Raw genomic sequence first — 22,143 nt, 5'->3', positions numbered from 1 at the left:
CGGCCGTCTCCAGCAGAATGTCCGAGCATTCTGCTGGGATTAGCCGCGCTAGTCGAGCTTGCTCGGCGGTTGGTCGGCCGCCGGCTTGCCATCGGCCAGGGGCACGATGGTCTTCGCCTCCGGCTCGATGGGCACCATCTTGTATTCCTGGCCATGGAGGTTCTTCAGATAGACCTCCATCTGACGGAACGAGATGTTGATGTGCTGCTTCTTGAACTCGCGATTGATAAAGCGGTTGACCTCGTCGATCACCGGGTTGCGGTCGCCCAGGTCGCGCACATGCATGCGCAACTCGTGGTCCAAGGTGCTTTCACCGAAGTTGAGGAAGTACACGTGGGGCTCGGGGTCTTTCAGCACCCGTGGGTTGTCGCGGGCGGCCTTGAGCAGCAGCTCTTTGACCAGGTCCAGGTCGGAGCCGTAGTCGACGCCCAGCTTGAGGGTCACCCGGGTAATGGTGTCGGTCAGCGACCAGTTGATCAGTTGTCCGGTGATAAAGGTCTTGTTCGGGACAATGATGTCCTTGCGGTCGAAGTCGGTAATGGTCGTGGCGCGAATGCGGATCTTGCTCACGGTGCCGGACAGGTTGCCGATGGTGATGGTGTCGCCGATCCGTACCGGGCGCTCGAACAGGATCATGATCCCGGAGATAAAGTTGGCGAAAATCTCCTGCATGCCGAAACCCAGGCCGACCGAGAGCGCTGCCACCAGCCATTGCAATTTGTCCCAGCTCACGCCCAGGGTCGACAGGGTGGTGACAAAGCCGATCCCGGCAATCGCATAGGACAGCAGGGTGGTGGTGGCATAGGCGCTGCCTTGGGCCAGGTCGAGTCGCGACAGCACGAGCACCTCCAGCAGGCCCGGCAGGTTGCGCGCCAGGGCGAAGGTGATACCGACGATGATCAGCGCGCCGATCACATCGCCGATGCTGATCGGCACCATGCTCCTCGCCGCACCGGTGCCGCTGGTGTATTCGTAGAGGGTGATGTTGTCCAGGTACGAGAATACCGTGATCAGGTCCGCCCAGACCCAGTACAGTGCCGCGATAAAACCGCCCAGCAGGGCCAGGCGGATCAGCCGCAGGGATTGCTCGTTGACCTTCTCGATGTCCAGGGTCGGCTCTTCCACTGGCACTTCGCCTTCACCGGCTTCCTTGGCTGCCTGGCGCTTGGCCAGGGCGCGCTGATAGGCCAGTCGGCGCGCCGCCACGGCTAGGCCGCGAACGAAGGTTGCCTCGATCACCAGCCAGAACATCAGCAGGTACAGGGTGTTGATCAGCCGATCGCTGAGCTTCAGCGCGGTGTAGTAGTAGCCAAAGCACACGGCCACGAACAGGGCGATTGGCAGGACGGTAAACGCCAGGCCGACGGCGCGACGAAACAGTGAGGTGTTCTGGTGGGTCGGGCTGCCCAGCAGCAGGCGGCTCAGCAGCCAGGCCATCAGCGCGTAGCAGGCCAGCACCACGGCGATGCCGAGGATATCGTCGGCCAGTGCCGCCGGCTGATGCTCGGCAATGGTGACCACGGCCACCAGTGCCATGACCACCAGCCCCAGGCTGCGGACCCAGCCCCGGAGAAATTCGACCTGGGGCTTCTCCCAGCGGAAATGCAGTTCCGCCACGCCACCGGGCGCCAGGATGCGGTAGGCGGTGTAGAACACCAGCCAGGTCTGGGACATCTGCAGCAGGGCCGAACCGAGATTGGCATTCTGCCCGCGGGCGTCGATCTGCAGTGCATAGCCGCAGAGTGCAAGGGCCAGCGCCACGGGCATCGCCAGCAGGATATTGATCAGGATCGCCAACGGGGTATGCCACTGACTGTCGCGCTTGAAGTGGCCGATATCCTGGTGCACCTGATTCAGCTTGCTGTAGAGGTAGCGGCGCTTCCACAGCAGGGCGCCGATCATCAGCAGCAGTGGCAGAAACAGCAGCGGCCGCTGGGACAGGCCGTCGGTCAGCTCACTCAGGCTGGAGGCCCAGGGCAGGGTGGTGACCTGCTTCTTCAGGCGCAGCGGCACGGCTTCCAGCCATTCCAGATCCAGTGGCTTGTTGCTGGGGATCCAGAACATCTGTTCTTCCAGCGTTGCGCGCAGGCTCTGAGTGATGCCCTGCAGTTGCTTCTGGTTCAGTTGCAGGGTGATCGATTCGTTGAGCAGGGCGCTCAGTTCGCGGTTCAGCCGCTCCAGCAAATCGCTGCGGGTGATTGCCAGGTCCAGCAGGGTCTTGCGCAACTGAGGCGTGACCTGCTCCGCCGGTTGATTGGCCAGCAGGGTTTCGACATAGCTGGCGGGGCTGCTCAGCAGTTCGCGTTGCTGGTTGACCTCGAACTGGTACAGGCGGATATCGGCGATCTGGTCGGCCAGGTCCTTGTCCAGTTGTAGGCGCGGCAGGGACTGCTTCTGCTTGTAGAGGATCTTGGACAGCAACAGGCTGCCCTTGAGCACGCTGATCTGTTCGTCCAGGGCCTGGTCGCTCTGGGTTACGCTGTCGAGTTGCTGCTTGATCTTGAGGTTTTGCTGGGTCAGCTCGTTGAGGCGGTCGGTGCTGCGCAGCAGGTAGTCGGAGAGTCGCAGGTTGGTCGCGCTCTCGGTGGCGAGCAGGCTGCTGCCGCCAGCCTTTTGCGCTTCGAGCGATTGCTGGGTCACGGTTTCCTGGGACTGGGCCAGGCGCTTCTGGTTGATCAGCGTCTGCAGGTCCTGGATTTCCTGCTCCAGGCGTGCCGTTTTTTCCATCAACAGGTCGTGCTGGCTATTGCCTAGGTCCTGCAATTGGGTGTTGCCGGCCAGTTCCTGGCGGCGCAACACGATCAGCGAGTTGAGCGAGGCCAGCTCGGCGTTGAGTTGGTTGCGCTGGTCAGTGGTCAGGAGCTTACCGTTGTCCTTGCCCAGCTTGAGGATGCCGTTGATTTGCTGGATGCGGGTCTGGCTGGCGCTGATCTCCGCCTGGGCCCGCTCGGGGCGGGTCTGGGCGGTGATGGTCAGGCTGTTGGCATCGGCCAGGGCTTTTTGCAGCTCGCCTTGCAGGGTGCTGCGTTCGGCGAGCAGTTGCTCCAACTGCGGCACGGTCTGGCTGGCGTAGCGCTGGGCGACCGGTATGACGCGGCTGGCCTTGAGGCGGGCCAGTTCACGCTGGTTTTCGCCCGTCTGGCGCGGCGCGTCGCTGAGTTGCTGTTTGAGCGCGCCCAGGCGATTGTCGTAGTCGTCTCGGCTGGCAAGGAAGGCCAGGGTCTGCTCCAGTACCGCTTGCAGGAGTTTCTGGTCGGCGTCGGGCAGCTTGCGGTCGCCGATCTTGTCCAGGCTCTGCTGGACCGCGCTACTGGAGGGCGGTTCGGCGGCCTGCAAGGCACCGATGGAAAGACTCAGGCCCAGCAGGGCCGTGACAAGGAACGTGCGCAGGATGGACATAGAGGTGGGTCGAACCAGGTAAGAGAAGGGCAGTTTAGAGGAAGAGGCCGGGGCCTGGGCGACTTCCTTCGGGGAATCTGACGCCGACTTTGGCGATCTTGTTCCCGTCCATCACGGCGACAGTCCACAGCGTGTTGTTCCACTCCACCTGGTCGCCGACGATCGGCGCGCCACCGACCTTTTGCGCGATAAAGCGGCTGAGCGGCATATCGGGGTCCAGGCCGTCGAGCTGCAAACCGTATAGCGCCGACACCGCGCCCAACTGAGCGTCGCCTTCGAGGACAAAGTCACCGAAGAAGCGCAGGTCCAGGCCGCGTTGCGGCGCATGGCTGAACAGTTTGCCCAGGGCGGGCAGGTTGTGTTCATGGCCGATCACGCACAGCAGGTCATCGACTTCCAGGGTGGTGCTACCCGATGGATGGAGCAGTTGCTGGCCGCGGAACAACGCCGCGATACGCGTGCCCTCGGGCATCTTCAGTTCGCGTAGGGCCGCGCCGATGCACCATTTTTCCGCCCCGAGGCGGTAGACGAACAGTTCCCACTCACTGGTGACATGCACCTCCAGGGCGGCCCGGGAGATCGGCGCGGGTTCCGGCGGGACGGTGACCTTGAGCAGTTTGGCGACCCACGGCAGGCTGGTGCCCTGGACCAGCAGCGAGACCAGCACGATAAAGAACGCCAGGTTGAAATACAGCTGGGCGTGGGGCAGTCCCGCCATCAGCGGGAACACCGCAAGGATGATCGGTACCGCGCCGCGTAGCCCGACCCAGGAGATAAACGCCTTCTCGCGCCCATGGAAGGCCTTGAACGGCAACAGGCCGACCACCACTGACAGAGGACGCGCGAACAGAATCATCCACAGGGCCAGGCCCAGGGCCGGCAGTGCGATGGGTAGCAAGTCGTGGGGTGTGACCAGCAGGCCGAGGACCAGGAACATGCCGATCTGCGCCAGCCAGGCCATGCCGTCGAGCATATGCAGGATGCCGTGGCGGCTGCGCACCGGGCGATTGCCGATCACCAGGCCGCACAGGTAGACCGCCAGGAAGCCGCTGCCGTGCAGGGCGTTGGTCAGGGCGAACACGACCAGGCCGCCGGCGATCACCAGAATCGGGTAAAGGCCGTTGGCCAGGTTGATCCGGTTGACCATTTGCAGCATCAGCCAGCCGCCGGCTAGGCCGACGATCCCGCCGATGCCGAACTCGCGGATCAGGTGCCACAGCAGGCTCAGGTGCAGGCCGGTCTGGCCGCTGGCGAGCATGTCGATCAGGGTGACGGTCAGGAACACGGCCATGGGATCGTTGCTGCCGGATTCGATCTCCAGGCTGGCGCTGACCCGTTCGTTAAGGCCCTTGCCGCCGAGCAGCGAGAACACCGCCGCGGCGTCGGTGGAGCCGACAATGGCTCCGATCAGCAGGCCCTGGATCAGATTCAGGTCAAACAGCCAGGCGGCCATCATGCCAGTCAGGCCGGTGGTGATCAGCACCCCGACGGTGGCGAGCGACAAGGCGGGCCAGAGGGCCACGCGAAAGCTGGAAACCCGGGTGCGCAGGCCGCCGTCGAGCAGGATCACGGCCAGGGCCAGGTTGCCCACCAGGTAGGCGGTCGGGTAGTTATCGAAGATGATGCCGCCGCCATCGACGCCAGCGGTCATGCCCACGGCCAGGATGATCACCAGAATCGGGATGCCCAGGCGTGAGGAAAGAGAACTGACAAGAATACTTGCACCTACCAGCAACGCGCCGATCAAGAACAGGCTGTTGATGGTCGTCGCATTCAAAGGCAGTACTCCAGAAAAACATAAAGGCGGGGCGCAAACCGAACATGCAGTCTGCGTGCCAGCGATTCTAACCTGCTGAATTACTCCGATGTCAAAAAGCTTTGGGCAGCAGCGGCAAGCATCCGCTGTCAACTAAAGGCAGACAGCCTTGTTTGGGATCTTTCTTGCCGCTTGAGGTTGGCAAGGGCCGTTAGAAGTATTCGTCGCGCATGGTTAGGCAGGTGTCATCCCGGGCGTCGAGCAAGGCCAGGTCATGATGACAGGCGGGTACTTCCCAGGTCAGGAAGTAGCGTGCGGCCTGCAGTTTGCCCCGATAGAAGGCCTCGTCCGCCGGATTGCCCTGTGCCAGTCCTGTTTCGGCGCGGACCGCCTGCTCCAGCCAACGCCAGCCGATCACGCTATGGCCGAAGACTTTGAGGTACAGCGCGGAGTTGGCCAGGGTGCTGCTGACCTGGCCCTGTGCCAGGTCGGTGAGCAGGCCGAGGGTCGTGCTTTGCAGGCGCGCCACTAACTGCTCCAGGGGCTGGCGCAAGGCATCCAGGCCGGGATGGGCGCGAGCCGCTTCGGCGGTGTTGGCGATCAGGCGGATCAGTTGCTTGAGCCCGGCACCGCCATTCTGGGCGAGCTTGCGCCCGAGCAGGTCGAGGGACTGGATGCCGTGGGTGCCTTCGTGAATCGGGTTCAGGCGATTGTCGCGGTAGTACTGCTCCACTGGGTACTCGCGGGTGTAGCCATGGCCGCCGAGAATCTGGATCGCCAGTTCGTTGGCCTTCAGGCAGAACTCCGAAGGCCAGGACTTGACGATAGGGGTGAGCAGATCGAGCAGTTCATGGGCCTGCTTGCGCTCGGCCTCGGTGCCCAGGGTCGTGGTGTCATCGAACAGGCGGGCGGCATACAGGCCAAGGTCGAAGGCGCCTTCGACGTAGGCCTTCTGGGTCAGCAGCATGCGTTTTATGTCGGCGTGCTGGATGATCGCGGCCGGTGCGGTGCCTGGGTCCTTGTTGTCTGGCAGGCGGCCTTGCGGGCGTTCGCGGGCATAGTCGAGGGAGTACAGGTAACCGGCGTAGCCGAGCATGACCGCCCCCATGCCGACACCGATCCGAGCCTCGTTCATCATCTGGAACATATAGCTCAGGCCCTGGTGCGGCTTGCCGACCAGGTAGCCGACGCAGGCGCCGTTATCACCGAAGTTCAGTGCCGTCGAGGTGGTGCCGCGCCAGCCCATCTTGTGGAATAGACCGGCCAGCAGCACATCGTTGCGCGGCCCCAGGCTGCCATCGTCGTTGACCAGGAACTTGGGCACGATAAACAGCGAAATGCCTTTCACCCCGGTCGGTGCGTCGGGCAGCTTGGCCAGGACCATATGCACGATGTTTTCCGACAGCGAATGGTCGCCGCCGGAGATAAAGATCTTGTTGCCCTTGAGGCGATAGGTGCCGTCCGCCGCCGGCTCGGCGCGGGTGCGGATATCAGCCAGCGACGAGCCGGCATGGGGCTCGGTCAGCGCCATGGTGCCGAAGAAGCGGCCGTCGATCATCGGCTGGAGAAAGCGCTGTCGCTGTTCCTCGCTGCCAAAGCTCTCGATCAGGTTGGCCGCGCCCATGGTCAGGAAGGGGTAGGACGCCGAGGCCGCGTTGGCGGCCTGGAAATGCGCAAAGCAGGCCTGGGACAGCAGCGTCGGCAATTGCATGCCGCCGGCCTCGAAACGACGTGCGGCGTTGAGAAAGCCAGCGTCGAGAAAGGCCTCCACCGCCGGTTTGACTTCCGGGATCAAAATGGCTTCGCCGTTTTCATAGCGCGGTTCGTTTTCGTCGCCCTTGCGGTTATGGGGCGCGAAGTATTTTTCGGCGAGCGAGCGTGCGGTGCCGATGGCGGCGTCGAAGGTTTCCCGGCTGTGCTCGGCGAAGCGCTCGCGTTGGGTCAGGCCTTCGGCATCGAGTACCTCATACAGCTCGAAAGCCAGATTGCGGGAACTGAGCAGCATCTCGGACATGACGGCCTACCTGAAGAGGGGAGTGGGCCGAGTCTAGGAGCGTGGATAAACCCTGGATAGCAAGATTGATCCGCGTGATAAAGCGGCCAAACAGACGCGCGGGGCCGATCCCGTCGCCGCTGGCGACAGGTTGCGTCCGGTGCTGCAGCTGGCGTGAGCCTTTGTCAGCGGGGTGTCGGACATACCTTGGCGTTTGATTGGCGAGCGCTACGCCCTTGGACGTCGCCTGGCGGCAACGGCTGCAGGGAATGTATCGGGCATAAAAAAGGGCGCCGGTCAGGGCGCCCTCTGGGTGTTGCAGGGTGACTTAGCCGATGGTCATCAGGCTGGCGTTACCGCCCGCTGCGGCCGTGTTGACGCTCAAGGCGCGCTCGATCACCAAGCGTTCCAGGGCAATCGAAGTCTCGCCCTGGGACAGGCCGTGAACCCCGATGATCGCGCCAGCACGCTGGGCGACCTGCTTGCACACGGTTTGCAGCTGGTCGCTGTCGCCGTGATGCAGTACAGCGTCGAAAACCGCTTCGTCCTTGGTCCAGTCGGCAACCAGCTGGATGCGCGCTTGCACATCTTTCGGCAGGCGAGCGTACAGGGCTTTGCTCTGGGCGTTGTCCGGCCAGACCGCGGAGCTGCCGACAGCCAGTACGGCAGCCAGTTGGGTCAGCAGGTCGGACTCGACTTGCGCCAGGCACAGCACGTGTTCGCGTGGCAGGATCGCATAGCTGTTGCGCTCGCCAGTCGGGCCGGCCAGTTGGCGGGTGATGCCGCTTTGCGATTGGGCCGCGAACTGTGTGCACAGGGCGCTCAGATCCCCCAGCTTGCTGCTTTCGGCCCAGGCTTGCAGGGCGCTCAGCGGCTTGCTCATGGCGTCACGCAGACGGGTATCCGGTGCGCTCTGCGCATCGCTGCGGGCAAAGGATTGCTCGATGGCGTCGCTTGGGCGGGTCGACAGCAGGCGGTACAGGTACAGCGGGCCGCCGGCTTTCGGGCCGGTGCCCGACAGGCCTTCGCCGCCGAATGGCTGCACGCCGACCACAGCACCGACGATGTTGCGGTTAACGTAGACGTTACCGGCATGAACGTTGTCCACCACTTTGGCGATGGTCTCGTCGATACGGGTGTGCACGCCCAGTGTCAGGCCGTAGCCGGAAGCATTGATCTGCTCGATCAACTGGTCGATGTTCTTGCGGCTGTAGCGCACGACGTGCAGGACTGGGCCGAAGATTTCACGTTGCAGTTCGTCGAAGCTTTCCAGCTCGATCAGGGTCGGCATGATGAACGTGCCGCGTTGGCATTCGTCGCTGTCGGCAATGGCCACTTGATAGACCGTACGGCCTTTCTCGCGCATACCCTGGATGTGCTTCTCGATACCTGCCTTGGCTTCGGCGTCGATGACCGGGCCGATATCCACGGACAGGCGCTCCGGGTTACCCAGGCGGCATTCAGCCATGGCGCCCTTGAGCATTTCGATCACGCGGTCGGCAGAGTCTTCCTGCAGGCACAGTACACGCAGGGCCGAGCAACGCTGGCCGGCACTGTCGAAGGCCGAAGACACGACGTCGATCACGACTTGTTCGGTCAGTGCCGAGGAGTCGACGATCATTGCGTTCTGGCCACCGGTTTCGGCGATCAGCGGGATCGGACGGCCCTGGGCATCCAGGCGGCCGGCGACATTGCGTTGCAGCAGACGCGCCACCTCGGTGGAGCCGGTGAACATCACGCCCTTGACGCGATCGTCGCCGACCAGGCCAGCACCGACGGTTTCGCCACGGCCCGGGAGCATTTGCAGCACGCCCTGCGGGATGCCGGCTTCGAGCAGCAGGCGTACGGCCTGGGCAGCAATCAGCGGTGTCTGTTCGGCGGGCTTGGCCAATACCGGGTTACCGGCCGCCAGTGCAGCCGCGACCTGGCCACTGAAGATCGCCAGCGGGAAGTTCCACGGGCTGATGCAGACCACCGGGCCCAGTGGGCGGTGGGCGTCGTTGGTGAAGTCGTTGCGTGCCTGCACCGCGTAGTAGCGCAGGAAGTCGACGGCTTCACGCACTTCGGCGATGGCGTTGAGGTAGGTCTTGCCCGCTTCGCGGACCAACAGGCCCATCAGCGGCTGGATCTCGCCTTCCATCAGGTCGGCAGCACGCTCCAGGATCGCGGCGCGCTCTGCCGGTGGCGTGGCTTGCCAGATCGGCGCGGCATTGACGGCGCACTGAAGCGCATTGCTCACGTCGTCCAGGTTGGCTTCCTGCACATGGCCGACCACGTCGCGGTGATCGGACGGATTCAACACCGGTGCAGCCATGCCGTTGCTGGCTTCGCAGCCCAGCGTCGGTACGGCTTTCCAGTCGTTGTGGGCCGTGGCCAGCAAGGCGCAGGACAGCGAGGCCAGGCGATGTTCGTTGGCCATGTCGATACCGGCCGAGTTGGCGCGCTCGCTGCCGTACAGGTCACGCGGCAACGGGATGCGCGGGTGCGGCAGGCCGAAACCGCCTTCCTGGGTCGCCATCTGCTCGATGCTGCTGACCGGGTCGGCGACCAGTTCCTGGATCGAGATTGTGTGGTCGGCGATGCGGTTGACGAACGAGGTGTTCGCGCCGTTTTCCAGCAGGCGACGGACCAGGTAGGCCAGCAGTGTTTCGTGGGTGCCGACCGGCGCATAGACGCGGCACGGGCGGTTCAGCTTGCCATCAGCGACTTTGCCCACCACTTGCTCGTACAGCGGTTCGCCCATGCCGTGCAGGCATTGGAACTCGTACTGGCCCGGGTAGTAGTTCTGACCGGCGATATGGTAGATGGCCGACAGGGTGTGGGCGTTGTGCGTGGCGAACTGCGGGTAGATGACTTCCGGTACCGACAGCAGCTTGCGGGCGCAGGCAATGTAGGACACATCGGTGTACACCTTGCGGGTGTAGACCGGATAGCCTTCCAGGCCGTCGACCTGGGCGCGCTTGATTTCGCTGTCCCAGTACGCGCCTTTTACCAGGCGGATCATCAGGCGGTGACGGCTGCGGCGGGCCAGATCGATGACGTAGTCGATCACGTACGGGCAGCGTTTCTGGTAAGCCTGGATCACGAAGCCGATGCCGTTCCAGCCGGTCAACTGTGGTTCGAAGCACAGGCGTTCGAGCAGGTCCAGGGACAGTTCGAGGCGGTCGGCTTCTTCGGCGTCGATGTTCAGGCCGATATCGTATTGCTTGGCCAGCAGGGTCAGCGACAGCAGGCGCGGGTACAGCTCGTCCATCACGCGCTCGTACTGGGCGCGGCTATAGCGCGGGTGCAGGGCCGACAGCTTGATCGAGATGCCCGGGCCTTCGTAGATGCCGCGGCCGTGGGAAGCCTTGCCGATGGAGTGGATGGCCTGCTCGTAGGACGCAAGGTATTTCTGCGCGTCATGTTCGGTCAGTGCGGCTTCGCCGAGCATGTCGTAGGAGTAGCGGAAGCCTTTGCTTTCAAAGCGGCTGGCGTTGGCCAGGGCTTCGGCGATGGTTTCGCCGGTCACGAACTGCTCGCCCATCAGGCGCATGGCCATGTCGACGCCCTTGCGGATCATCGGCTCACCGCTCTTGCCGATGATGCGGCTCAGGGAGGAGGTCAGGCCCGCTTCGTTGTGGGTCGACACCAGCTTGCCGGTCAGCAGCAGACCCCAGGTCGCAGCGTTGACGAACAGCGACGGGCTGTTGCCCAGGTGTGGATGCCAGTTACCGGTGCTGATCTTGTCGCGGATCAGGGCGTCGCGGGTGCCTTTGTCCGGGATACGCAGCAGCGCTTCGGCCAGGCACATCAGCGCCACGCCTTCCTGGGACGACAGGGAGAATTCCTGCAGCAGACCCTGGACGATACCGGCACGGCCGCCGGCACTCTTCTGGTTGCGCAGTTTCTCGGCAATGGTCGAGGCCAGCTTGTGGGTCGCTTCGGCCATGGCGGCCGGCAGGCGCGCCTGCTCCAGCAGCATGGGCACGACTTCCTGCTCCGGGCGACGGTAGGCGGCGGTGATGGAGGCGCGCAGGACCGATTGCGGCAGGATGCTCTCGGCGAACTCGAGGAAGCATTGATGAGCGTGGTCGCTCTGGACTTCGCCGGCATCGTCGGCCTCGGCGCGGGTGGCACCGCTGAGCTCGCTCAGGGTTGCACCGCTTTCGAGTTTTTCCAGATAGTTGAAGATGGCTTGCTTGATCAGCCAGTGCGGAGTGCGGTCAATCGAAGTAGCGGCGGCCTTCAAGCGTTCGCGAGTAGGGTCGTCGAGTTTGACGCCAAGGGTGGTCGTAGCCATATTTTTATCCTCATGGTTGCCACTACCGCGTGGCATCAGCTGGCGGCAAGATTAGCTTCGCGTTGTAACAGGTGCAACCGGGTGCAACCCATTTTTTCGCGGAAAATCCGGCTGTTCGTCAGGAAGTGCGAGCAAGTGGATCCAATCTTCGTGGAATAAGTGCGTTTTATTTGGTTACTGAAGGGTTTTTGCTCCGAAAAGAAGCAAAAAGGACGTATGCGTACATAAATCCGACTGGGTGCAACTCAATCTGCCAGAAACTGGTTGCACCTGATTTGTATTGTTGAATAGGATTCGCGCCCACGGTGCAACCCGTTTGCGGGTCTGCTGCTACGGTCGATGGTTTTCCTGGGGAAACGTCGGCCCTAAATGCGCGTCCGGCACAACCGTCTATCCCTTTTCAAAGGGGCAGGGGCTGTCGGCCGTTGCTGATAACAACAAATGCCAGGGCAATAACGAATGAGTGTAAGCAACCCAACCCTGATCACGTTTGTGATCTATATCGCGGCAATGGTGCTGATCGGTCTCATGGCCTATCGCTCTACCAATAACTTGTCCGACTACATTCTGGGCGGTCGTAGCCTGGGCAGTGTGGTCACCGCGCTGTCAGCCGGTGCCTCGGACATGAGTGGCTGGTTGTTGATGGGCCTGCCGGGCGCCATCTACATGTCTGGCCTGTCGGAAAGCTGGATTGCCATCGGCCTGATCGTCGGTGCCTACCTGAACTGGCTGTTCGTCGCCGGCCGTCTGCGCGTGCAGACCGAGCACAACGGCGATGCGCTGACCCTGCCGGATTACTTCGCCAGCCGTTTCGAAGATAAAAGCGGTGTGCTGCGCATTATTTCGGCGGTGGTGATTCTGGTGTTCTTCACCATCTACTGCGCTTCGGGCATCGTTGCCGGCGCACGGTTGTTTGAAAGCACCTTCGGCATGTCCTACGAAACCGCGCTTTGGGCCGGTGCTGCAGCGACCATTGCCTACACCTTTATCGGTGGTTTCCTGGCAGTGAGCTGGACGGACACCGTGCAGGCGACCCTGATGATCTTCGCGTTGATCCTGACGCCGATCATCGTGTTGCTGGCCACCGGAGGCGTCGACACAACCTTCCTGGCCATCGAAGCGCAAGACCCAAGCAACTTCGATATGCTGAAAAACACCTCCTTTATCGGCATCATCTCGCTGATGGGCTGGGGCCTGGGCTACTTCGGCCAGCCGCATATCCTCGCCCGCTTCATGGCGGCGGATTCGGTCAAGTCGATTGCCAAGGCGCGTCGCATCTCCATGACCTGGATGATCCTCTGCCTGGGCGGCACCGTGGCGGTGGGCTTCTTCGGTATCGCCTACTTCGCGGCGCATCCGGAAGTGGCCGGTCCCGTGACCGATAACCCCGAGCGCGTGTTTATCGAACTGGCCAAGCTGCTGTTCAACCCATGGGTTGCCGGTGTACTGCTGTCGGCGATTCTGGCGGCAGTGATGAGTACCCTGAGCTGCCAGCTGCTGGTGTGTTCCAGCGCCCTGACCGAAGATTTCTACAAAGCCTTCCTGCGCAAGAGTGCTTCCCAGCTTGAACTGGTCTGGGTCGGCCGCGCCATGGTGCTGGTGGTCGCACTGGTTGCCATCGCTCTGGCGGCCAACCCGGATAACCGTGTACTGGGTCTGGTCAGCTACGCCTGGGCCGGTTTCGGCGCGGCGTTCGGGCCGGTGGTGCTGATTTCGGTGATCTGGAAGAACATGACGCGCAACGGCGCCCTGGCCGGTGTGCTGGTCGGTGCGGTGACCGTGATCGTCTGGAAGCACTTCGAGCTGCTGGGCCTGTATGAAATCATCCCAGGCTTCATCTTCGCCAGCCTGGCGATCTACGTGGTCAGCCTGATGGGTAAACCGTCGGCCGCCATGCTGCAGCGCTTTGACGCCGCCGAAAAGCAGTTCCGCCTGGAGCACTGAGTGCCCTGAGCTGAAACGCTGATCGAAAAAAACGGCCCGCATCCAACGATGCGGGCCGTTTTTTTTGGCCTGGACAAATGCCTGGCCGCTGAACCTGTAGGGGCGAGCGGCGCCTACAAGCGCCTGCGTAAGATCAAGCGTTCAGCGCCTGGCGCAAGTCGTCGAGGATGTCTTCAATGGCTTCAATGCCCACCGACAGACGAATCATCTCCGGCTTGACCCCTGCCTTGGCCTGCTCTTCGACCGTCATTTGCCGGTGGGTGGTGGAGGCTGGATGGCAGGCCAGGGACTTGGCGTCGCCGATATTGACCAGGCGCTTGAAGATCTGCAGCGCATCGTAGAAGCGCACGCCCGCTTCGTAGCCGCCCTTGAGGCCGAACGAAAGGATCGCCGACGGCTTGCCCTGCATGTATTTGAGCGCCAGTTCATGGTGCGGGTGCTCGGGCAGTCCAGCATAGCTGACCCAGGCGACCTGCTCGTGGCCCTGGAGGAACTGCGCGACCTTGAGGGCGTTCTCGGTATGGCGCTCCATGCGCAGTGCCAGGGTTTCCAGGCCTTGCAGCAGCAGGAAGGCATTCATCGGCGCCAGTGCCGCGCCGGTATTGCGCAGCGGCACGGTGCGGGCGCGGGCGATAAAGGCCGCCGGGCCGAATTTTTCGGTGTAGACCACGCCGTGGTAGGCCGGCTCGGGCGTGTTGAGGCTGGCGAATTTTTCCGGGTAGTCGGCCCAGGGGAACGTGCCGCTGTCGACGATCATCCCGCCCAGGGAATTACCGTGGCCACCGACGTATTTGGTCACCGAGTGCACGACGATATCGGCGCCGAATTCGATTGGCTTGCACAGGATCGGCGTCGCCACGGTGTTGTCGACCATCAGTGGTACGCCGCGCGCATGGGCGACTTGGGCCAGGGCCGCGAGGTCGACGATATTGCCGGCCGGGTTGCCGATGCTTTCGCAGTAGACCAGCTTGGTCTTGTCGTCGATCAATTCGGCAATGGCCTCGGCCGAGTCGTCGCGGGCAAAGCGCACGTCGACGCCAAAGCTGGGCAGCAGGTGGGCAAACAGCGTGTAGGTGCCGCCATAGAGCTGGGGCGTGGAGACGATATTGTCACCGGCCTGGGTCAGGGTCTGGATTGCATAGTGGATCGCTGCGCTGCCGGCGGCCACGGCCAGGCCGGCGATACCGCCTTCCAGGGCCGCCATGCGTTGTTCCAGGACATCGTTGGTGGGGTTCATGATCCGGGTGTAGATATTGCCCGGTACATCCAGGTTGAACAGATCGGCGCCATGCTGGGCATTGTCGAATTCGAACGCGACGTTCTGGTAGATGGGCACGGCCACGGCCTTGGTGGTCGGGTCCGATTTGAAACCATGGTGCAGCGCAATCGTTGCGTCTTTCATAAAGCCTCGACTCAGATAAATTCCATTGAATGAGCACAGCCGGGCGGCGCGGTCGTTCATGGTCTCGTGAGTCTGAGTCGCCAAACGCCGGCAGGCGGACCGCTAACCGGGGCGCCAGTGTCCGATAGACCGAGGCAATCGGCAATACTTCCTCGGGACGGGCACGACGCCATGGTGTCACCCGTCCCGAGGCCGAGTATCAGCCGCGACTCAATTGTTCCAGGCGCGCCGACAACTGGGCGATCAGGCTACCGACGTGCTTCAGCTCGCTGGCGTCCTGGGCATTGGCCTCGCTCAGGCTCTGGATGCGTTCGGTCAACTGGCTGATTTCCTGCGTGACATGGCTCTGTTCCTGGGCGGCCACGGCGATCTGCTCGGTGCGCTCGGAAATGCTGCGAAAGTTCTCCACCGTCACGGTCAGTGCGCTGGTCGTGACCTGGCTGCCGGTCAGCGCGTTGCTGGCGTTATCGCGCCCCTCATGCATGGCGCCAACGGCTTTATGCGAGGCGTCGCGCAAGGAGTCGATCATGGCGCTGATCTCATCCGCCGAATGCTGGGTCTTGCCGGCCAGTGCGCGGACTTCATCGGCTACCACGGCAAAACCGCGGCCCGCTTCACCGGCCCTGGCGGCCTCGATCGCGGCGTTGAGGGCAAGCAGGTTGGTCTGCGCGGAAATGCTCTTGATCACATCCAGGACCGTGCCGATGCGCTGGCTGTCGTTGGCCAACTCGGCGACCACCTCGCAAGCGTCGGTGATTTCCAGGGACAGGGTCTGCATCATCCGGCTCGATTGCTCGGCCTTGTTCTGGCCGTCCTGGACCACGCCGAGGGAGTTGCGCGCGGTGTCAGCGCACTGATTGGTGTTGAAGGCCACTTCCTGGGCGCTCGACGACATTTCGGTAATGGCCGCTGCCAGCTGGATGTTCTCCTGACGCTGCTGCTCGGCGCGTTCGGCCAGGGTTGCGCTGAGCGCTGCCAGCTCGCGGGTCTGGCCATTGAGCTGGCCGGACTCTGCGGCGATTTGCTGCAGCAGGGCGCGCAGATGGGCGGCATAGCGATTGACCGCTCCACGCAGGGTGCCGATTTCATCGTGGCGCTCGATGCTCAGTTCGTTGATGCGTGCGCCGCCGGCGCTGAGGGCATCGATCTGCCGGGTGGTTTCTTCCAACTGGGCGATCAGGCGATGGCCGGCCAGCCAGGCGAAGAACAGCAGCGCGGCCAGGGCCGGCAACAGCCAGAGCAGGATGTCGCCGGTCAGGGTGCGGGCCAGTTCGGTGATACGGTTTTGTGGGGTGACCAGGCCGATGACCCAGCCGGAACCGGGCATCACGAACAGATGGACTTGGCTGGCTTCGTCGAGGCGTCCGTCATGGTTCAGTTTGAGGCTGGCGGTCGATTGCGCGCCGAGCCCGGCCACGGCGCTCTGCACGGGGGCGAGCCAGGCCTGGTCGCGGCTCAGGTCCGCCAGGGTCGGCATGGCGGCCCCGGGCTTGGGCTTGATCCCGGGGAAGTACAGCACATTGCCCCGTTGATCGAGGGCGAAGGCATAGCCACCGGTGACGTTGCCCTGTTCTTCCAGGACCTGGCTCAAGCCGTCCAGGCGCAGGTCGAGGGTCGAGACGCCGGCGAAGCGGCCGTCCAGATGGTAGGGCACGGTGCAGGTGACCATGGGCTCGCCGGTTACGCTGTCCAGGTAACCTTCGGTCCACATGCAGCGGCCGGTGGGTTTGGCGCGGGCCTCGCTGTACCAGGCTTCGGTGTGGTAGTCGCTGAAGTCCGGCTGGTTGAACTCGTCGTGATAGACCATCTGCCCGCGCTCGTCGCGCGCCCAGAAGAAACTGCGCCGCGCCTGGGCCGGGTCAAAGGCGCCCGGTTCCGGCCAGACGCCGCCGCCGGCGATGGACGGGTCGTTTTCATGGTCGATGATCTTCGGCAGGCCTTGCAGGTAGCTGTGTTCGTCTTTCGGCAGGCCGCTGGCCAGGTGCGACAGGCTGGTCGTCACGCCTTCGATTTCGGCGAGCTGCATCGACAGGCGATTGATAATCGCCTGGCCGGTTTGTTGCGAGAGCATCCGGCTGCTGGCTTCGACACGGGGTTGGCCGCGCCAGGTCATGACCGCGTAGACGGCCAGGGCGGTGAGCACGAGCAATAGCAGGCAGCCCAGGCTGAGTCGGTGACTGAGCCGGACGGGCAAGACATTCATGGGGTTTCCTTCCGTGGGACGGGGAGAGTGGCGCGCCCGGGAGGTGGGCGCGCAGATCAGGTTCAGGCGTTCTGGCGCCAGCCTTGGGAACGCTCGACCGCACCGCTGAAGGTCTGGCGCCAGTGGGCAGCGGTGGCGGCATCGATCCGTGGGCGGTAGTCGGTACTGGTATTGCCCAGGGCAGGCAGTTCGACGTTCAGGCCGCGGGCGGCGAGGGCGGCGCAACCGAAGGCGGTGAGTTCGTCAAAGCGCTGGGTGACGATGGTCCGTTGCAGGATATCGGCGAGGAATTGCGCAAAGTATGGGCTGCGGGCCAGGCCGCCATCGATCGACAGGCGATCGGTGACGTTCAGGTAGCCGTCCATCGCGCCGATGACCTCGGCGCTGCGCAGGGCCACGCCTTCGAGCACGGCCTGGCACATATCCTGGCGTGTGGTGCTGGCGTTCATGCCGACCCACAGTGCGGCGGCGCTGCGGTCCCAGTGCGGGCAGGCGAGCCCCGACAGCGCGGGGACAAAGGCCAGTTCGCGCGAGATCGCGGCGGGGCTGTCAAAGCTCGCCAGCTCCGAGAAGTCGCTGAACAGGCCCAGGCGTGCGGCCCACTCCACGGCTGCGCTGGCGTCATAGACGCCACCGTCCATGGCATACACCGGTTTGCCGTCAACCTGCCAGGCAATGGTCGCCAGCAGACCGTTTTCCGGCGAGCGGATGATCTGCTCGCCGGTGACGGTCAGGGCAAAGGCACCGGTGCCGAAGGTGATTTTTGCGTCGCCCGGTTCGCGGCAGCCATGGCCGTAGAGCGAGGCCTGCTGGTCGACCATCGAGGCGGTGACCGGCACCTGGCCGATGCGACCAAAGTCGCCGACAGTGGAGCGGATTTCGGGCAGGGCGTGCAGCGGCACCCCGAACAGCTCGCAGAGCTGGGGGTCCCACTGGCCGGTCGCCAGGTTCATCAATGAGGTCCGCGAGGCGGTGGTCACGTCAGTGGCGTAGACCCCGGCCAGGCGGTCGAGAAAGTACGCATCGGTGGTGCCCAGGCGCAGACGCCCGGCCTGGAGCGCGGCCTGGGCCGGCGGCAGATTCTCCAGGATCCAGGCCAGCTTGCTCGCCGAGAAGTAGGCGTCCAGTGGCAGCCCGCTGCGTTCCAGGGTCAGGGCTTCGGCGCCCTGGGCGCGGAGCTCTTCAATGCGTGGGGTGGTGCGGTTGTCCTGCCAGACGATCACCGGCGACAGGGGCTCGCCGGTAATGGCGTCCCAGGCCAGGCAGCTTTCGCCCTGGTTGGCCAGGCCGATGGCATCCACGCGCCCGGTGGCTTCCAGGCAGCGCTCGACATTGGCCAGCAGCTCCAGCGGATCGTGTTCGACCCAGCCCGCACGCGGGTGGTGTTGCTGGTGACGCAGGGCCAACTGGATATCGGCGCGGCCATCGCTGCTGACAACGAGTACGCGGGTGCTGGTAGTGCCCTGGTCGAGTGCGGCTATACGCATGGTCTTGTTCTCGTGTTGGATTCAGGAGTCGATGCAAACGTCCAGGCGTTCGGTATCGTCAGGCAGGTGCAGGGCATCGAGGGGGATCAGCACGCGGCGCTCGGGCAGGACATCGATCTGGCGACGCCAGATTTCCCGACCGTCGGCCAGTACCCGCAGGGTGCCGGAGGCGGGCGCGGCGACGCGCAATTGCAGGTGGCTCAGCCCGGGTGTGCGGCTGTGCCCCAGGCGCTGCGGGACACAGAGCTTGATCGGCGCCGCGCAGTGGATGGCCACCTGCGCGCCGGCCGTGGGCAGCTCGCCGCGCAGGTCGCGGTCGATCAGGCCGGCGATACGGCGGCCTTCGCGATACGACCAGCCAGCCGTTTCGATTGGGCGCAGCAGATTGCCGGCGGCGAAGTAGGTCGGGTCCGAGCAGCGCCCGAACTGGTCCACGGACGGGCCGCCGCTGCCGTTGTCCAGCTCCAGGTGGCTCAGGCGGACCAGGCTCGACTCCGGGGTGAACTGGCCGGTCAGCAGGATGCCGTCGCAGGCCAGGGTCTCGATGCTGCCATCGGCCATGCGCACATCGGCCGACTCAACGCGGCCGGTACCATGGATCGCCAGCAACTGCGCCCCGAAATGCATCGGTACACCGCACAGGCGCGGGAACAGCGACAGCGGCCAGCGCGCCGTGGCCCGCGGGTTGGCTTCGAGCATGGCGATCGGGCGGATACCGGCGCGCCGGCAACTGAGCACGGCGGACAGGCTGACCAGTTCGGTGCCGATAATCAGCGGTCGTTCGAAGGGCTTGAGCCCTTGCAGATACAGGTAGTTTTGCAGGGCGCCGGTATTGATCACGCCCAGCGGGCGGTCGCCGGAGACCAGGCGGGCCGAGCGCGGGGTTTCCCGGGCGCCGGTGGCGATCAACACGCGGCGGGCCTGGATCGTCAGCGGTCCAGTGGGGCTGACCAGTTCCAGCAGGCCACTGGCCTGCAGTTGGATCACGCTGTGGTGCAGCAGTAACTCGACCCCGGCCTTGCGGGCTTCGGCGACGTTACGCCGGGCATAGGCGGGCCCGCTATACAGACGCGCGTACTCACGCACGCCAAAAGGCGGATGGCCGCAATGGCGCGGGATACCGCCGGCCTCGGCTTCGCGTTCGATCACCACGACCCGTTGCTGGCCACGCCGGCGCAGTTCAATGGCGGCCGCCAGCCCGGCGGGGCCGCTGCCGATAATGGCGACGTCGACGTTCAGGGATTCACTGGCTTTCATGGCAACGACCTGTAGCGAGAGGGGTGGCAAGGGCGTCGGCACTGAGCTCGGCGACCTGGGCGCCACAATAGAAGCCTTGGCAGCGTCCCATGCAGGCACGGGTACGGCGCTTCAGGCCGCCGAAGTCGCCGGGCGGCAGGCGGCTGGCCAGGGCCGCCTGGATTTCGCGGCGGGTCACCATTTCGCAATGGCAGACAATTTCGCCATAGCCGGGCTGGAGGTAGTCCCGGGGTAGGTGTTCGGCCAGGTTCGGCACTTGTGGCCAGATGGGCTCGGCCACCGGGACATGCTGGCCCTGATACAGGCTGAAGACGTGCCGGGCGATTCCCAGGGCGGCGGTCAGGCCGGTGGAGCGGATGCCGCCGACCGTGATCCAGTGGCGCTTGGCATCGGCCTGGATGCGGTATTCCTTTTTCTCGCTGGCCGGACGCAGCCCCGCATAGGTGGCGGTCACGGGCATCCCGGCGAGTTGTGGGATGCGTTCCACGGCGGCGTCGATCAGGCTCTGTAGGGTCGCACTATCGAGGCCCGCATGGTCGCGGTCGTCCTGTTCCTCGGCGGTCGGGCCAACCAGCAGGTTGCCGTACACCGTGCGTGTCAGCACGATGCCCTTGGTGCGCTCGTTTGGAACCGGCAGCACGATATTGCCAAGCAGGCGCGCGGCGGCCTTGTCGAACACGACGAACTGGCCCTTGCGCGGCATGATCCGAAAATCGCTGTGGCCCAGCAGTTGTTCTTCCAGGCGATCACCGAACAGCCCCGCACAGTTAATGACGTAACGGGCATTGACGGTGCCCTGGGGGGTCAGCAGGGTCCAACGTTCGCCGTCGAACTTGCCGGCCTGGACCTCAGCCTGGCGCCGCACCTGCGCGCCGTGGGCCATGGCCTGTTGCAGGTAGGCCAGGGGCGCGGACCAGGGGTCGATCAAGTGTTCGTCCGGCACTTGCACGGCGGCCAGTGCGTTCTGCGCCAGGTGGGGCTCCAGGCGGCGGATCTCGGCGCTGTCCAGCAGGCGGACATTGCTCACGCCATTGGCCTGGGCCTGGGCAAGGATGGCGGGCAGCTTGGCCGCGTCCTCGGCATTCCAGGCCACGACCATGGCGCCGGTCTTGAGCAGCGGCAGGTTCAAGCGCGGGTGGATCTCCAGGTACTCGCGATAGCCGGCCTGCATGCACGCCAGCTCCACGCTGCCGGTGGGTGCGTCGAAGCCGGTGTGCAGGATCGCGCTGTTGCCCTTGCTGGCGCCGGAGAGGATATCGCTACTCTTTTCCAGCAGGACGACCTTGGCACCTTCCAGGGCGAAGCGTCGGGCCATGGCACAGCCGACCACGCCACTGCCGACAATGGCGACGTCGAAAATCACATTATTCGGATACTTTTCGGTCATATAAGTGCCTGTTTCCTGCGGTAACACCGAATGATCGGTCGAGTTAGCAGAGCACAATATATGCCAAATTTGTTGAATGAATGATTATTTAGTCATTAATCGGTCAATTGTTGACTTTATAGTGACTGTATCAAGGCCGGCGGCGCCAGCGCGACAGCGCCGAACGGCCGCTTTGCTCAACTGCGGGCCGGCACGATGTGCAACTCGACCCCGGCTTTTTCCAGTGCGGCGAGTAGCTCCGCACCTGGCTGCCGATCGATGACCAAACGGTCGATGCGCTCCAGTGGGAAAACCTTGAACAGGCCGCGGCGGTCGAGCTTGGACGCATCGGCGATCACTGTCAGGTGGCGCGTTTGGGCGATCATGGCGCGGGCGATTTCGGCTTCCTCGATGGAGAAATCCATGGCTCCGTCGGCATTCAGGGCGCCGATGGTGATCACCGCGTGCTCGGCGTTGAAGCGGGTGATCTGCTCCAGTGCCAGGGTGCCGACGTTCTGCTCGGAGTCCGGGCGAAATTCGCCGCCGATCATGAAGACCCGGTTGCCCGACTCGCCAATACAGGTGGCGATGGACAGCGAGTTGGTGATCACGGTCAGGCGTGGCAGCCGGGCCAGTTCGCGGGCGAAGAACAGGGTCGTGGTGCCGGTGTCTATGAAGATACTGTCGCCAGGGGCGAACAGCCCGGCGGCATAGCGGGCGATACTGCGCTTTTCCTGGGCGGACTCGTTCATCCGGGTCTGGAAGGCGTTCTCGTGCTCGCTGCTGGGCGGTAGGGCGGCACCGCCGTGAAACTTGCTGACCAGCCCGTTATCGGCCAGTTCGGTCAGGTCGCGGCGAATGGTCTCCTGGGAGGTGCTCATGGCGCGTGCCAACTCTTCCACCGAGATGCGTTCGCGCTGGCGCAGGAGTTCGAGGATCTGCTGTCTTCTTTCGTTGGGACGCATGCTGGGCTTCCATAAGTGGTACTTCGCCACATATTTGGGCAAAAAATGTTACCGAGCGCGCACTTATCGGGCAGAACCCCTTGGGCGCA

Annotated in this window: 11 protein-coding genes and 1 pseudogene; 1 reads left to right on the top strand and 11 read right to left on the bottom strand. The window is 63.9% G+C overall.

The genetic code is table 11. The features are described from left to right. Positions 1-48: 48 nt before the first annotated feature. The 4 genes from mscK to putA form a co-directional block, all read right to left on the bottom strand. On the bottom strand, positions 49-3,399 hold the full coding sequence (gene mscK, locus NPS46_RS12425; protein WP_274107514.1) for a mechanosensitive channel MscK: 3,351 nt from the start codon (positions 3,397-3,399) through the stop codon (positions 49-51). A gap of 34 nt (positions 3,400-3,433) precedes the next feature. Then, the gene (locus NPS46_RS12420) at positions 3,434-5,176 is read right to left on the bottom strand and encodes a potassium/proton antiporter (RefSeq protein ID WP_274107512.1); all 1,743 of its coding nucleotides are present in this window, start codon (positions 5,174-5,176) and stop codon (positions 3,434-3,436) included. A 190-nt stretch (positions 5,177-5,366) separates the two neighbouring features. Continuing rightward, positions 5,367-7,169, bottom strand: coding sequence for an acyl-CoA dehydrogenase (locus NPS46_RS12415; RefSeq protein ID WP_274107510.1), 1,803 nt, complete (start codon positions 7,167-7,169; stop codon positions 5,367-5,369). Positions 7,170-7,476: 307 nt separating this feature from the next. Further along, on the bottom strand, positions 7,477-11,430 hold the full coding sequence (putA, locus tag NPS46_RS12410) for a trifunctional transcriptional regulator/proline dehydrogenase/L-glutamate gamma-semialdehyde dehydrogenase (protein WP_274107508.1): 3,954 nt from the start codon (positions 11,428-11,430) through the stop codon (positions 7,477-7,479). 459 nt (positions 11,431-11,889) lie between these two features. Between putA and putP the strand changes: the two genes are divergently transcribed. After that, positions 11,890-13,374 carry a sodium/proline symporter PutP gene (putP, locus tag NPS46_RS12405; protein WP_274107506.1) on the top strand — a complete coding sequence of 495 codons (1,485 nt, stop codon included), beginning with the start codon at positions 11,890-11,892 and terminating at the stop codon, positions 13,372-13,374. A 133-nt stretch (positions 13,375-13,507) separates the two neighbouring features. On the opposite strand, the gene NPS46_RS12400 is transcribed toward putP, so the two are convergent. The 7 genes and pseudogenes from NPS46_RS12400 to NPS46_RS12375 form a co-directional block, all read right to left on the bottom strand. Then, positions 13,508-14,776 (bottom strand): O-acetylhomoserine aminocarboxypropyltransferase/cysteine synthase family protein, encoded by a 1,269-nt coding sequence (locus NPS46_RS12400; protein WP_274107504.1) that lies wholly within the window; start codon positions 14,774-14,776, stop codon positions 13,508-13,510. A gap of 199 nt (positions 14,777-14,975) precedes the next feature. Further along, entirely contained in the window at positions 14,976-16,253 is a 1,278-nt protein-coding gene (locus tag NPS46_RS25355; RefSeq protein WP_425312736.1) for a methyl-accepting chemotaxis protein, read from the bottom strand. Positions 16,254-16,283: 30 nt separating this feature from the next. After that, positions 16,284-16,802 (bottom strand): annotated as a pseudogene (locus NPS46_RS25350) (cache domain-containing protein); the annotation flags it as partial. Between the two features lie 239 nt (positions 16,803-17,041). Beyond that, positions 17,042-18,466: an FGGY-family carbohydrate kinase gene (locus tag NPS46_RS12390; RefSeq protein ID WP_274107500.1), complete on the bottom strand. Its 1,425-nt coding sequence runs from the start codon at positions 18,464-18,466 to the stop codon at positions 17,042-17,044. Between the two features lie 21 nt (positions 18,467-18,487). Then, a complete protein-coding gene (locus NPS46_RS12385; protein WP_274107498.1) occupies positions 18,488-19,723 on the bottom strand; it encodes an NAD(P)/FAD-dependent oxidoreductase in 1,236 nt (411 codons plus the stop codon). Further along, complete coding sequence (locus NPS46_RS12380; protein WP_274107496.1) at positions 19,710-21,110, bottom strand: NAD(P)/FAD-dependent oxidoreductase; 1,401 nt, start codon at positions 21,108-21,110, stop codon at positions 19,710-19,712. The genes NPS46_RS12385 and NPS46_RS12380 overlap by 14 nt, the downstream gene beginning before the upstream one ends. Before the next feature lie 176 nt (positions 21,111-21,286). Beyond that, positions 21,287-22,054 (bottom strand): DeoR/GlpR family DNA-binding transcription regulator, encoded by a 768-nt coding sequence (locus tag NPS46_RS12375; RefSeq protein ID WP_274107494.1) that lies wholly within the window; start codon positions 22,052-22,054, stop codon positions 21,287-21,289. Positions 22,055-22,143 lie beyond the last annotated feature (89 nt).

Origin of the sequence: Pseudomonas putida (assembly GCF_028682395.1) — a bacterium.
Lineage (GTDB): Bacteria > Pseudomonadota > Gammaproteobacteria > Pseudomonadales > Pseudomonadaceae > Aquipseudomonas > Aquipseudomonas putida_AB.
Note: the sequence above shows the minus strand (reverse complement) of the source record. Positions and strands in the feature narration are given on the sequence as shown.

Bases quoted from the DNA above. Each gene is read 5' to 3' on its own strand.
- putP (WP_274107506.1), top strand. From the start codon at position 11,890: ATGAGTGTAAGCAACCCAACCCTGATCACGTTTGTGATCTATATCGCG.
- NPS46_RS12390 (WP_274107500.1), bottom strand. From the start codon at position 18,466: ATGCGTATAGCCGCACTCGACCAGGGCACTACCAGCACCCGCGTACTC.
- NPS46_RS12375 (WP_274107494.1), bottom strand. From the start codon at position 22,054: ATGCGTCCCAACGAAAGAAGACAGCAGATCCTCGAACTCCTGCGCCAG.
- NPS46_RS12400 (WP_274107504.1), bottom strand. From the start codon at position 14,776: ATGAAAGACGCAACGATTGCGCTGCACCATGGTTTCAAATCGGACCCG.
- putA (WP_274107508.1), bottom strand. From the start codon at position 11,430: ATGGCTACGACCACCCTTGGCGTCAAACTCGACGACCCTACTCGCGAA.
- NPS46_RS12415 (WP_274107510.1), bottom strand. From the start codon at position 7,169: ATGTCCGAGATGCTGCTCAGTTCCCGCAATCTGGCTTTCGAGCTGTAT.
- NPS46_RS12385 (WP_274107498.1), bottom strand. From the start codon at position 19,723: ATGAAAGCCAGTGAATCCCTGAACGTCGACGTCGCCATTATCGGCAGC.
- mscK (WP_274107514.1), bottom strand. From the start codon at position 3,399: ATGTCCATCCTGCGCACGTTCCTTGTCACGGCCCTGCTGGGCCTGAGT.
- NPS46_RS12380 (WP_274107496.1), bottom strand. From the start codon at position 21,110: ATGACCGAAAAGTATCCGAATAATGTGATTTTCGACGTCGCCATTGTC.
- NPS46_RS25355 (WP_425312736.1), bottom strand. From the start codon at position 16,253: ATGCCGACCCTGGCGGACCTGAGCCGCGACCAGGCCTGGCTCGCCCCC.